11 protein-coding genes, 1 pseudogene and 2 other annotated features are annotated in these 13,851 nt (G+C 32.0%); of the genes and pseudogenes, 7 read left to right on the top strand and 5 right to left on the bottom strand.

Annotated elements, in window-relative coordinates; translation table 11 throughout:
• Positions 1-30: 30 nt before the first annotated feature.
• Positions 31-1,344 (bottom strand): amidase domain-containing protein, encoded by a 1,314-nt coding sequence (locus I6U51_RS22890; protein WP_246517631.1) that lies wholly within the window; start codon positions 1,342-1,344, stop codon positions 31-33.
• Between the two features lie 322 nt (positions 1,345-1,666).
• Between I6U51_RS22890 and I6U51_RS22895 the strand changes: the two genes are divergently transcribed.
• A complete protein-coding gene (locus tag I6U51_RS22895; protein WP_211144867.1) occupies positions 1,667-2,803 on the top strand; it encodes a cysteine desulfurase family protein in 1,137 nt (378 codons plus the stop codon).
• On the top strand, positions 2,800-3,939 hold the full coding sequence (gene thiI, locus I6U51_RS22900) for a tRNA uracil 4-sulfurtransferase ThiI (RefSeq protein ID WP_211144868.1): 1,140 nt from the start codon (positions 2,800-2,802) through the stop codon (positions 3,937-3,939). The genes I6U51_RS22895 and thiI overlap by 4 nt, the downstream gene beginning before the upstream one ends.
• A 39-nt stretch (positions 3,940-3,978) precedes the next feature.
• Here thiI and I6U51_RS22905 read toward each other — a convergent pair whose 3' ends face one another.
• The 4 genes from I6U51_RS22905 to I6U51_RS22920 all read right to left on the bottom strand — a co-directional run bounded on the left by I6U51_RS22905 (position 3,979) and on the right by I6U51_RS22920 (position 6,908).
• The gene (locus I6U51_RS22905; RefSeq protein WP_211144869.1) at positions 3,979-5,403 is read right to left on the bottom strand and encodes a multicopper oxidase domain-containing protein; all 1,425 of its coding nucleotides are present in this window, start codon (positions 5,401-5,403) and stop codon (positions 3,979-3,981) included.
• A gap of 148 nt (positions 5,404-5,551) precedes the next feature.
• Positions 5,552-5,818 (bottom strand): hypothetical protein, encoded by a 267-nt coding sequence (locus I6U51_RS22910; protein ID WP_211144870.1) that lies wholly within the window; start codon positions 5,816-5,818, stop codon positions 5,552-5,554.
• 53 nt (positions 5,819-5,871) lie between these two features.
• The gene (locus tag I6U51_RS22915) at positions 5,872-6,249 is read right to left on the bottom strand and encodes a hypothetical protein (RefSeq protein ID WP_211144871.1); all 378 of its coding nucleotides are present in this window, start codon (positions 6,247-6,249) and stop codon (positions 5,872-5,874) included.
• Positions 6,250-6,338: 89 nt separating this feature from the next.
• Entirely contained in the window at positions 6,339-6,908 is a 570-nt protein-coding gene (locus I6U51_RS22920) for a DNA-3-methyladenine glycosylase I (protein ID WP_211144872.1), read from the bottom strand.
• Between the two features lie 117 nt (positions 6,909-7,025).
• Between I6U51_RS22920 and I6U51_RS22925 the strand changes: the two genes are divergently transcribed.
• The 5 genes and pseudogenes from I6U51_RS22925 to I6U51_RS22945 form a co-directional block, all read left to right on the top strand.
• Positions 7,026-8,051 carry an alpha/beta fold hydrolase gene (locus I6U51_RS22925; RefSeq protein WP_211144873.1) on the top strand — a complete coding sequence of 342 codons (1,026 nt, stop codon included), beginning with the start codon at positions 7,026-7,028 and terminating at the stop codon, positions 8,049-8,051.
• Between the two features lie 424 nt (positions 8,052-8,475).
• Positions 8,476-8,717: a binding site (T-box leader), on the top strand.
• Positions 8,718-8,790: 73 nt separating this feature from the next.
• Positions 8,791-9,112, top strand: a binding site (T-box leader).
• A 139-nt stretch (positions 9,113-9,251) separates the two neighbouring features.
• On the top strand, positions 9,252-10,496 hold the full coding sequence (locus I6U51_RS22930) for a homoserine dehydrogenase (RefSeq protein WP_211144874.1): 1,245 nt from the start codon (positions 9,252-9,254) through the stop codon (positions 10,494-10,496).
• 4 nt (positions 10,497-10,500) lie between these two features.
• A complete protein-coding gene (gene thrC, locus I6U51_RS22935) occupies positions 10,501-11,553 on the top strand; it encodes a threonine synthase (protein ID WP_211144875.1) in 1,053 nt (350 codons plus the stop codon).
• Positions 11,554-11,607: 54 nt separating this feature from the next.
• A complete protein-coding gene (thrB, locus tag I6U51_RS22940) occupies positions 11,608-12,504 on the top strand; it encodes a homoserine kinase (RefSeq protein WP_211144876.1) in 897 nt (298 codons plus the stop codon).
• A 402-nt stretch (positions 12,505-12,906) separates the two neighbouring features.
• A pseudogene (locus tag I6U51_RS22945) lies at positions 12,907-13,851 on the top strand (hypothetical protein); the annotation flags it as partial.

Below are 13,851 nucleotides of genomic sequence, written 5' to 3' on the forward strand. Positions count from 1 at the left end.
TAGGGCTTTGAGGTTAAAACTTCAAGGCCATTACCCATTTATGTGTATTAAGAAAAATCTTATTTGGTTATCTCCCCAGCCTAAGTCCCATGGTACATGGTATCTATCAGTAGTATGAGAATTAATTAAAGGATATCCATGAGAATCCCAGCCTGTGACTACTCCAAAATGATCAATATTTCCTTTCTTCTCATAGCATACAAGATCTGCTAACTGTAACTTCCCAACTGTTCCTGTTGGCAAATCTGGCAAAGGAGCGGTTAATTCCTTAAAGGTACCTCTTTTAATAACACTGCCCTTGCCGCTATATACTAAGTAGTTTTTTAATCCATCTGCATTTACCCAAGCAGAAGTTCCCTGGCTATTTCCCCATTTTGAATATTCGCATCGCCAGGTATAATCCGTAGGAATACCGCCAGCTTCTTTATCTCCAAGCACTTGAGATGCAAAGTTTGTGCAGTCTCCACCAATACCATTGAAGTCTTTATATTTTTTATTATATTTAAAGTTATTACCGCTTCCCCAAGCAGCACCACAATATTTGTCGGCATATGCAGCGGCCCTATCTCTGTCATAATAAAGTTTTTTATATGTTTGACTTGAGCTTTGAGAAGGTAGTATATGTTTTATATTCATAGTGGGTGAATTTGGTGGTGTAGAGGGCTCTATGTTGCTCTTTATATCTCCTGTATAAGCTTGAAGCGCGTCTTCAAAGCAGTCTGTATACCAATCGTTATATATCAACCATTTATCATCTTTTTTAATTAGACTTAAAGTGTGTCTTATTCCAACTCCAAAAGAATTTATAACAGGAGTTTCATCTTTAGGATAAGTGTAATCGAACTTATAACTTTCTTCTAAAGCTATCTTAACTAACTTTGTTCCAGGATAGACTTTCTTTATTCTTACTGTAGATTGAATATTTGCAAATTTCATTCCCCGTTGACTAGACCAATCATTCAAATATTTAACACGTTTAACTTCATGTTCTAGTGCCCATACACCATATTTTTGAGATGTGTCAAAGTATTGTTTTAAAGATAATAAGTCACCGGTAATGAAGGCTGATGAACGCTTATTATATATATCTTCTACAGTTGTCTTTAATTCATTCTCATCATACCCGAAAGCTAGCAGGAGTTTTGATAAACTTTTAGTGCTATTTGAAATTTTGTTTTTCTTATCTTTTGTGTAAGGATTTTCTACTGTAGAAGTACTATTCTGCTTATTAGAAGTAGCAGAAGCTATATACTTTCTTTGCAAGGAAAAAAATGCAATATTAATTGTGAGAATTACGATTACATATATAATGAATCTCTTTTTATAATTTAGTTTTCCATTCAAGATAGACCCTCCTTATGCTAAATTATGTTAATGATCGCTTAGTTATATAGGCTTACTTTAGTATTTACCTTTTTAGTTGTTTTAATATGGACATTATATAAAATGTTGCCTTTAATTTCTTCCACAGTATTAGTTATTTGGCACATATAGTTTTTTTTGCATATTAGATATTTTAATATATAATATTTACATATAATTTAAATTTAATTTGCATTATAAAAATAATAAATCTACAAAGTCGCTAACGCATTTAAGAAACCTGTGTTATAGATTTGGAGTAGTAAACAAATAATAGTATTAATATTTTTAGGGAGTGATATATATGGAAGTTTACTTTGATAATAGTGCTACAACCAAGCCCTACGATGAAGTAATGGAAGTTATGATAGATACAATGAAAAACTATTATGGAAATCCATCTTCAGCCCATACTCTAGGACTAAAATCAGAAGGAAAAATGAACGAGAGTAGACAGATAGTTGCAGATACTTTGGGATGTAGTAGAGAAGAAGTTGTATTTACATCAGGTGGCAGTGAAAGTAATAATTTTTTAATAAGAGGTTTTATAAAAGAAGGTGCTCATATAATAACAACTAAAATAGAGCATCCTAGTATAATAGGTACTTGTAGGCAATTGGAAAGTGAAGGTATTAGGGGTACATATCTGAATGTAGACAACAATGGTAGAATAGATTTAGATGAACTAGATAAAAGTATAAATAAAGATACTCAAATAGTAAGTATTATGCATGTAAATAATGAAATTGGCACAGTTCAGGATATTGAAAAAATAGGTAAACTTATAAAAGAAAAAAGTAGCAAGATTAAGTTTCATGTAGATGCCGTACAAAGTTATGGAAAATATAAAATCAATGTAAAAAAATATAATATAGATTTATTATCTGCTAGTGGACATAAAATTCATGGTCCAAGAGGAATTGGAATAGCTTATGTTAGAAAAGGACTTATGCCTAAACCTTTAATATTTGGTGGCGGGCAAGAAAGAAGCCTTAGGTCCGGTACGGAGAACCTTGCAGCAATGGTTGGTTTTGCAAAGGCTGCAGAAAAAATATATAAAGATTTGGAAGAAAACTATAAAAAAGTGGCTGAAGTTAAGAATTATTTTATAGGCAAGCTACAAAGTATATCAGATGCAAAAATTAATAGCAGTGGTGAAGAATATTCTCCTTATGTATTAAGTGTTTCTTTTAGAGGGGTCAGAGGTGAAGTATTGCTTCATTCGCTGGAAGCAAAGGGAATATATGTGTCAACCGGCTCTGCATGCTCAGCTAAAGGTAATAAGGAAAGCCATGTATTACATGCAATAATGCTAAAACCTGAAGAAATTCAGGGAACTATAAGGTTTAGTTTTTCAGAATACAATACAAAAGAAGAAGTTGATTATACAATAGAAAACTTAGATAAATCATTAAAATTTTTGAGGAGAGTTAGTAAATGAAGAAACTTTTATTAGTAAAATATGCACCAGAAATATTTTTAAAAGGCTTAAACAAAGGTAAATTTGAAAGAAAGTTAATTGATAACATTAAGAGTGTATTAAAGGATTTAAAATATGATTTCGTTAATGATACAGGAAGATGGTTTTTAGAATTTGAAGATATAGAAGAAGGGCTAAAGAGAGTAAAAAGAGTATTTGGAGTTTCAGAAGTATGTGTTGTAACAGAAGTAGAAGCTGATATGGAAGAAATAAAAAAACAAGCATTAAAAGAGGCAGCAGATATTAAAGCTGATACATTTAAAGTTCAAACAAACAGAGCTAACAAAAGTTTTCCTGGAACTTCTATGGATATAAGCAGGGAAGTAGGAGCTTATATCCTAATGAATAGTGAAGAATTGAAGGTTGACGTGAATAATCCTAAGGGTGTTATAAATATAGAGATAAGAGAAAAAGCATATGTATATTCTAAAAGAGTAAAAGCTGAAGGAGGAATGCCTTATGGTACCAACGGAAGCACAATGCTTATGCTTTCCGGTGGTATTGATTCACCAGTTGCAGGATATATGATGGCTAGACGTGGAGTTCAGTTAAATTGCGTTTATTTCCACAGTCATCCTTACACCAGTGAGAGGGCAAAGGAAAAAGTTAAAGATTTAGCAAATATATTAAAGAGTTATACTGGAGATGTTAAGCTATATGTAGCGCCTTTTACAGAAATACAAATGCAGATAATTGAAAAATGTAGAGAAGATGAACTTACTATAATAATGAGAAGATTTATGATGAGAGTAGCTTGTAGACTTGCAGAACTAAAAGGAATAAATTCTGTAACTACTGGCGAAAGCATAGGTCAGGTAGCAAGCCAGACTATGGAAGGACTTGTTGTAAGTAATGATGTTGCTGACAGACCAGTATTTAGACCGTTAATTGCTATGGATAAGGTTGATATAATGGATAAAGCGAGAGAAATAGACACCTATGAAACCTCTATATTACCTTATGAAGATTGCTGTACTGTTTTTGTGCCTAAACATCCAAAAACAAAGCCAAGATTAGAGGAAATAAGAAAGTCTGAAAGTGTTTTAGATATAGAAAAGCTTGTAGAAGATTCCGTTGCAAATTGTGAAGTTTATTAATGATATAGGGTTCAAAGCCATCAAGCTTTGAACCTTATGTTAATTATCTACCTGAATAAATGTTAACTGGCCGCCAGGATAAATACCATTGTTAGTCATCGTATAGTTATCATTATTATGCATAGGATAAAAATGAGGGAGATTATTTTTGTCATAGGTTGGATTAGTTTGACCACATAGTTGAAGGAAATTAACGAAGTCAGTATTTGGGTGTTTTAATGGTTCTAGTGGAATAGTTGCAATTGAATTTTGATTTTTATCTAGTAAGTCTTTTAGCTGACTGCGCAAATAAGGAACTGTAGATAGACCTTTCGATATATAGTTTTCATAGCTCTCTGTTTTTTTGTCAGCAGATATAATTATGTCGTAGGTTTCACCAGAGGATAAAGAAGCAGTGCAGCCCATTTCTTGAACGTGATTACCGTGTTTTTCAAGATTAAGTATAGCACTTAATTTTAAAAATTGGTTTAACTCTGCGTCTTTTCCAGCTACTGAGAAGCTCCATCCGTGTACATGCCAAGGGACCACTTGATATCCCATGTTAATAATTCTGAGGAGTACTTTCTGTCCATTCTTAATATGAACATAAGATTCATAATTTATTTGATCCGTATTAGGCTGTTTTTTATCTTCTTTCGTTTTAGGATGAGGATATAGAGTATGAGGAAAAGCTCTTCCATTAATAAGCCAGTAATCTGGTTTATAGTTTATTGAATTATAAAATTTACTATTTAATACATTGTTATGCCAATTCGAATCTATATTAGATAAAAGAATAATATATTCCTTATCAAAATAGGTGTATGAATTAGCATAAGCAAAATTATGACTTGTAGCATTTGAAGGAATATGACTAATAAGTTGTCTTTCAAAATACCACTTATCAGACCTGCTTCTGTGTACTCCAGAGTCTTCTAGATTTTTAAGTGACGGGTATATAACAACGGCACCATACATGCCCATTTGAACATGCTGAGAAGCAGTTGCTTGATTGTAATACACATAGGTTCCACTACGTTCAGGTTTAAAATAGTAGGTTGCAACAGGAGGAGAGTCTTTATAATTTATCCATGTAGGAACACCAAAAGAGGTTTCGGGAAAACCATCTATTTCAGCAGGTAGATTTGCTCCCTGGATGTGAATAGTATGAAGCTCCGTAAGATCACTTCTATATTTCATACCAAGATTTATAAGCGTTATAAATATATCATCATCCACTTCACCAATTATAATTGGTGAAGGGATTGTAGCTGTTCCTTTTAGGTTAGCATATTTATTCCAGTTTAAAGGATTTTGCCAGTTAAGGGTAGGATCAATTATATTATTATTAACTCTAAAAAGGCCACCTATGAATCCGAATATATAAATATCCTTCGTATTTTTTGAATTGTATAATATATCCGATGTAGTAGGAACTTTTATAAAACCATCAGTGGAAAATAGAACATAATGTCGTACAGACACTATAAACACCTCACTTTTGATCTGTTTTGTTTTTATAAAAAAGTTTTTATTTTATAATATTCATATTTAAGTATTAAGGTACATATAAAAAGCAGCTATTGAAGTTGTCAATAGCTGCTATAGGCTTACAAAGCATAGAGTTAACTTGCTACTTTGAATAGGTATAAATTACAATAGAATCAACTTTTGGTATGTCTATCTCGAAGTTATCCCAAATAAATCCATTCCATCTCCAGCCTCCAATTCTTTCTCCAACAGCGAAGGTTATCCAAGTCCAAAATTGTGCTCTATCTTTGAGCCAAATATAAGCATATTTATTTATAATATTATTTACTGACAGTTGGGTTTTGTTTAATATCTGAGTTTTAGTTGGGGAAAAGTTTGGCGGAGGATTTATTGGAGGTGGAGAATTCAATGATCCGATTACATCTCCTACTGGAGGTGAACAGGAATGACCTCACCTAAAAGCTAGAAACATTGGAAACTTTCTATTTGCCTTAAATCCATTCCGAAGAAAACCCATCTACGTCCAGTCCATCTCCAGCCAGAAACGGATCTGCTATCGACACGGATAGGAAATGCCCAAAAACCTCTTCCTCTTCTAGGCCATATATACGTAAATCTGAAGAGACATGGTCTAATTGAACCAGGGCTAACAGCAAAGGTTTGGATTTGAGACTTTTGTGGAGCAAAGGATGGTGGCGGTGAGCTAGGAGGTCTTGAGCCTGCACCTGGGCCACCAGGTCCGCCAAAAGGTAATCCGCCAGGCCCTCCGAAAGGCGGTCCACTAGGGAATTGTTGACGGAATAAATGCATCATTGGGCAATCAAAATAGTCACAATACATATTATTTAAACTCTCCTTTTACACGCTACACTACATATTATGTAGTAGAGAAGAAAAGTGTTATTGATTTGTTTGAAATATTTTTGGAATTATTTAAGATCATTATGTCTAAAACAATTTATAATATGATCATTTATAATACCTGTTGCTTGTAAATGAGAATAAATTATAATAGAACCTAAGAATTTAAAACCTCGCTTTTTTAAATCTTTACTTACTTCATCTGAAAGAGCAGAGGTCGCAGGTACATCAGATATACTTTTCCATGAATTTATTACAGGTCTATAATTAACAAACTTCCATATGTAGTTATCAAAGCTTCCAAATTCTTTTTGAATATTTAAGAACATTTTTGCATTATTTATTGAAGCTTCAATTTTTCTTCTGTTTCTTACTATACCATTATTCTGAAGAAGTTCATTTATCTTTTCCTCAGAGTAATTTGCCACTTTAACAGGATCAAAATTGTCATAAGCGCTACGATAGTTTTCTCTTTTTCTAAGTATAGTAATCCAACTAAGGCCAGCTTGAGCAGATTCTAATACGAGGAATTCAAAATGTTTTCTTTCATCATGAACAGGAACACCCCATTCTTCGTCGTGATATTTAATATATAAAGGGTCATTTCCGCACCAAGGACATCTTTCCAATACTTTCACCTCCTTTTGACCATAATACTAATTTTTATTTAAAATTATATCTTAAATAGCACAGGAATAATAGTGCAAGCATAATATATATTTTATATTTAATTATAAATAAAAATGGAGGAATGTATGATAATTGATTTCTCTTATGTAAAAAAGAATATAAATTTTGTTAAAGGATATATACTTAAAGGAACTTTTTATAGGTGCAGCTATATTAGATATAAAAGTTTATATAGAAATCCTGCATCGGGAACGGAAAATGTTGAATTATATAACTTTGAGCCTAGAGGAAAAACTCAGGCTTCAGTGCTTATATTACATGGCTTAGGCAGTAGAAATATTAAATTTATGCTGTGGCTTGGTACGCATTTAGCTTCTGTAGGAGTAAACTCTACAATTATAATTCTTCCAGGAAACTACACTCGAGTGGAGGATAAATCTGTTAGTGGACGGAGCTATATATGGCCTGACATTAAGATTATGTATCAATTCTGGGAGCATGCGGTAGTTGATGTACGCTCAACTATAGATTTGCTTCAGCAAGAAAAGCTTTGGAATGAAAATAATTGTGTAGTTGGATATTGTCTCGGAGGGATGATTTCTTCTATTGTAGCGTCAATGGATAAAAGGGTTAACCAAACTATTTTCATGACCACAGGAGGGAATATACCTAGAATAATGCATGAATCTCATGTTACAGCATTTGCACGAAGACTTTTTGAAAAGGGATATGGTGAAGAATATTATATAAATAACAAAGAAAAACTATATGAAATATATAATAATCAATTTGATAGTGTAAAAAGTATGAGTTTGCTAGAAATACTAAGATCTAAAGACTTACATCCATTTTTTAGGATAGACCCTATATCATATGCCCATCTGTTGGAAAAGAAAAGAGTTACTTTTATAGATGCATTATTCGATGAAACCTTACCTCTTAAAAGTAGAATTCAGCTCTTCAAAGAAATGAAGGGTTCAACCAGACATATAATTCCAACTACCCATATTAATTGGCTTCCTTTTGAATCGTTTCTTGCACAGTACATTTTACTTAAAGTAAATATCAATGACAAAAAAGCTGCAAATTTGGTTGTAAAAAAACAAAAAGTCTTTGATTATATAACATATAAGCTTTTAGGAAAGCTTTAAATTATAGGAGTACTAGGCGATCAGCTAACTTATATCCCTTTGTATAAGATAACTTTCTAGTTAGTCCTCCTATTCAAATACAAAAATCACTTATGAATCTGGATATATTGATAAAACTTAGTAAATTAAAAGGTTTTATTAGAGGTGTAAGTTTATACAATTATAACGTATAATTATTATAAAATTGAATATTATATATCTAAAATATGAATGAATAGATTAATAGGCTAAGTGAAATTTAATAATAAATCATAAAAAATAATATTAATATTTATTATTTTATCTATAAATTTTATAAAAGTGTAAAAAATATAAATAAAAAATATTTCGTAAAGTTTTTGGATTTTTTGAGTATTTTATATTGACATGTATTATTATAAATAATATAATGATTAACAATGAAGGAACTATACAAAATCATAACATAAATGCAATGATAAGGAAGAGTAGATAGAAAACTGTTCTAAGAGAGAGAAACTCATTGGCTGAGAGGTTTCTTGTTCTAGATCTATTGAAAACCACCTTGAAGTTGAGTACTGAAATTACAGTAGGTATATCCGTTTACCAGCGTTAAAGGTACAAAGATAACAGTTCATATAATCTATTATTTTACGGTTATGTTGAATGTTAATTTGGGTGGAACCGTGATTAATACTCGCCCCATATTTTTGGGGGAGTTTTTTTATTTTATTATAATATATTATTTGTATAAGTTAGTTACAATATAGAATTAATACGAATAAAGACAATGAAAAGGAAGAGTAGGTAGTAATCTGTTCAAAGAGAAGGAAACCCATTGGCTGAAAGGTTTCTTGTTCAAGAACTGCTGAAAACCACCTTGGAGTTAAGTACTGAATAAGGCATCTTTGACTTGCTATTTTCTTTCAGATGCCTAACAGTAAGTATTTTCGCTTGCTAGCGTTAACAGCACAAAGTGATAGTGCATGTAATATGAGCTTACCTGATTGCTATTTGCTCTTTATAATTGTGAATAGTATTTGTAAAGCTGATAATCATTTACTATAATTTGGGTGGAACCGCGAATATAACTCGTCCCATTTTTGTGGGAGGAGTTTTTTATTTATATGAAAATACAAAAATAAACAAAAAAGTAATTTAAGGGAGGAAAAAATATGAAAACCATAACCAGTTACACTATTAATAGTTCTATGAAAATATTAAGAGGTAGGAGGGATAAATATGGCTTGCATAGCTATGCTTGGCTGTGGCACTGTAGGTAGTGGTGTAGCAAAACTTATATATAAAAATAGAGATAGATTCAAGAAAAACCTAAATGAGGAATTAATTTTATCAAAAGTTCTTGTGAAAGATATAAATAAGCACAAAGAAAAAAATAAGGATTATATTTTAACTAATGATGTAGAAGAAATTTTTAATGAAAATGTTGATATAGTGATTGAGGCAATGGGAGGGATTAACCCGTCTTATGAATATGTTAAAAGGGCATTACTATTAAAAAAACATGTCGTTACAGCGAATAAAGACTTAATTGCAGAACATGGTGCAGAGCTTTTAGATATAGCAAATAAAAATGGAGTTGAATTGAGATTTGAAGCTAGTGTAGGAGGTGGCATACCTATACTAAAGTCATTAAGTGAATGCCTTGTTGGAAATAAAATAAAAAGCATTAAGGCAATTTTAAACGGAACAACAAACTTTATACTTTCTAAAATGAGCAAAGAAAATATGAACTATAATGATGCTTTAAAGCTTGCTCAAGAACTTGGGTTTGCAGAGGCAAATCCTGAAAGTGATGTAATGGGGTATGACGCTGCGAGAAAGCTTTCCATATTATCCACTATAGCCTTTGAAAAGAGAGTGAATTGGAGAAATATAAAAATAAGTGGAATAACAAATATAGATACTGAAGATTTTAAATATGCTCAAAGAGAAGGCTGTGAAATAAAGCTGCTAGCTATGAGTGAATTACAGAATGATGAGTTATATGCTGCAGTGTCGCCAGTTATGGTAAGAAAGAACTCCACTTTAGGAAGAATTGAAAATGAATATAATGCTATCTTGGTAGATGGAGATGCAGTAGGAGATGTTGTGTTTACAGGCAAGGGAGCAGGAATGTTTCCTACAGCTAGTGCAGTATTCTCAGACATAGCAGATATTATTCAAAGTAAAAGGGAGAGCACATTAATTTTTAATTATGATAAAGCGGACGTTAATACTCTTTGGAAGAGAGAAAGCAAATGGCTTCTTAGAATAAAAACAGAGGAAAGAATAAAAGCAATGGAAACTCTAACAGAATATTTTTCAAACTGCAGTATTATTAGCAAAGAACTTTATAATTTAGATGGAGAGGTAGCAGCCTTTGTTAAATCACAAAGTGAAGCCGTATTAGATAGATTTATAGATGATATAAAAGAAAGAATTAATACTGAAGAGATTAAAAAAATCTTAATATTGGAGGACTAAAATAATGAGATGGATGGGGTTAATAAATAAATATAATGAGTACTTGCCAGTTAGTGATGATAGGAAGATAGTTACGCTTTGCGAAGGTAATACACCTTTAATAAGAGCAGAAAATATAGAAAAACTTATGCCTGGTCTCGAGATATATCTAAAGTACGAAGGGTTAAACCCAACAGGATCTTTTAAAGATAGAGGAATGACTATGGCAGTTACAAAAGCCGTAGAAGAAGGTTCGAAAGCAATAATATGTGCATCAACAGGTAATACTTCAGCAGCAGCTGCTGCATATGCAGCAAAGGCAGGAATAAAGTGTGTGGTAATAATACCGAATAAAAAAATAGCAATGGGAAAGCTTGCCCAGGCAATAGCTTATGGTGCAAAAGTTATAGCTATAGACGGTAACTTTGATGATGCATTAAATATGGTAAAGGAAATATCAAACAAGTATCCTATTACTTTGGTAAACTCAATAAATCCTTTTAGAATAGAAGGTCAGAAAACGGCAGCTTTTGAAATTTGCGATCAGCTTGATGTTAATCCAGATTATTTATGCATACCTGTGGGCAATGCAGGAAACATAACTGCTTACTGGAAAGGCTTTAATGAATATAAGGATCATGGGAAAATCAGCGAGATGCCTAAGCTTCTAGGTTTTCAAGCGGAAGGAGCAGCTCCTATAGTGGATAATAGAATTATTGAGAATCCAGAAACAATTGCAACTGCCATAAGAATTGGCAATCCCGCAAGCTGGAGCAGAGCTGTATCCGCTCTAGTAGAATCAAAAGGAATTATAGATAAGATAAGTGATGAGAAAATATTAGAGGCTTATAAAGTGCTTGCGGAGTCAGAAGGAATATTTGCAGAACCAGCATCATGCATATCAATTGCAGGTTTATATAAATTATATAAAGAGGGAAAGCTGCAGCATGATAAAAAAGTTGTTTGTATATTGACTGGTAACGGACTTAAAGATCCTGATATTGCTGTAAATATTGGCGGAGATATAAAAACTCTACCATGTGATTTCAGCGTTATTGAAAAAGAAATAACACAGTAGACCTATATGGTATTTCTAAATTTAAGATTGATAAAATAAAAAGGTGGGGTAATGATGATAAAAGTAAGAATACCAGCTACAACAGCAAATATGGGGCCTGGCTTCGATTCTTTTGGTATGGCGCTGAAGCTTTACAATGAAATTGAAGTTGAAGAGAAAAAAGGCAAAACTATAATATTAAATAATGGTATAAAAAGTGAAGATAATTATAAAGATAATTTAATATATAATAGTTTAATTAATACTCTTGATAGATTCAATTACAAATATGATGGGTTTATTATAAATGTTTCAAAATGTGATATTCCAATTTGTAGAGGTCTTGGAAGCAGCGCGGCATGCATAGTAGGCGGAGTAGCAGCAGCTAGTTCATTAATGGGAAATAGATTATCACTTGATGAAATAATAGAAATAGCTACAGAAGTAGAAGGTCATCCCGATAATGTAGTGCCCGCAGCAGTAGGGGGAATGGTAGTTTCTATTAAGGATGGCGAAAAAGTAAATTATTCAAAGATAAGGGTTCCAAATGAACTAAAATTTGCTGCAATGATACCGGATTTTCAGGTAAGCACAGCTCTATCAAGACAAATACTGCCTCAGGCATATGTAAAAGAAGATTGCATTTTTAATATATCAAGATCTGCTATGTTAATAAGTGCTCTTTATAATGGGGAGTTTGATAAGCTTAGAGCATGTTTCAATGATAAAATTCATGAACCATATAGAAAAAAATTAATAAAGAATGCTGAAGAAATACTGGAAAAGGCAAGAGATACAGGTGCTGTTGGAGAATTTGTAAGTGGTTCAGGATCAACTCTCATGGCAGTAGTTGATAAGGATATAGAAAAATTTGAGAAAGAGGTTAAAGATTTTTTAGGAAAACTTGAGGATAACTGGAGATTAATTTTACTAGAACCAGATGTAGAAGGTATTAGGGTTGCTAGTTGTTAAGATTATTTTATATAGGAATAAAATTTTTAGACAAAGATATATTAAATTTATTTGATGTATCATGCTGATTACACCCCCTATATTTTTTAAAATATAGGGGGCAACTTATTGGATTCCCTTTGAGTAATTTCTCGCACAATATATTTTACTTAAAGTAAATATCAGTGATAAAAAACCTGCAAATTTAGTTGTAAAAAACAAAGAATTTTTGATTATATAACATATAAACTTTTAGGAAAACTATGAGTTTTACATAAGTGAATATCATTATATAATTGCTAATTATTCACTATAATTTGAATTTGTACAAATGTTGGAATATATGATAGAATATACTATGATGGTAAAATAAACATAAAAAAGTAAGTAAAATACATTGTTATGAGGATGGGGAAAAAATATATGGTGAGTAAAAAAATAAGAAATTCAGTTATTATATTAGCATTAATAACAGGATTTCTAAGTATAGAAACAAATCATGTTGAAGCAAAAGTAATTCCAAGAACCTATATAATATCTAATGCCTCAACCTATGAATTAACATATGGGAACATTCAAGTAACCCCTTACAGTAGCGATGAAAGCAGATTAGATGAGGCAAAGACATTAGTAGCTAAAGCTGAAAATTCAGGAATAGATTCAGATATATTAAATGCAAAAAACTTGGTCGATACCCTTGCGGATGGACAAGATAAAACAGATTTACTAAGTAGAATTAAAAATATTATTCCATATAGAGATAGATTAACAGCAGCTACAAATGCAGTAGTTAAGGCAGAAAGTAGCAGAGATCAAATTGATGTTAATTATGCCATAGGCTTAGTTAATGCTCTACCAATTGGAGATGATGGAAGTAGTTTATTAAATAGACTCGATAAAGTACAAGCTCTAATAAACAACAATCTAGCAGAACAGCAGGCTTTAACTAATGCTACAAATGCAGTAATTAAGGCTGAAGGCAGCAGAGCTCAAGCTGATGTTAATTGTGCTAGAAACTTAGTTAATGCTCTCCCAATTGGAAATAATAAAAATAACTTATTAAGCAGGCTTGACGCGATACAAACTATCATAGATAACAATACAACATATCCACACGCTTTAAGCAATGCTATAAATGCAGTAATTAAAGCTGAAGGCAGCAGAGCTCAAACGGATGTTAACTATGCTAGAGACTTAGTTAATGCTCTCCCAATTGGAAATGATAGAAATAACTTATTAAGCAGGCTTGACGCGATACAAGCTATAATAAATAACAATACACCGTATCAACAAGCTTTAAATAATGCTATAAATGCAGTAAATAGAGCAGAAAGCAGCAGAACTCAAACGGATGTTAATTATGCTAGA

This window comes from Clostridium aciditolerans, from assembly GCF_016316925.1.
GTDB lineage: Bacteria > Bacillota > Clostridia > Clostridiales > Clostridiaceae > Clostridium_AM > Clostridium_AM aciditolerans.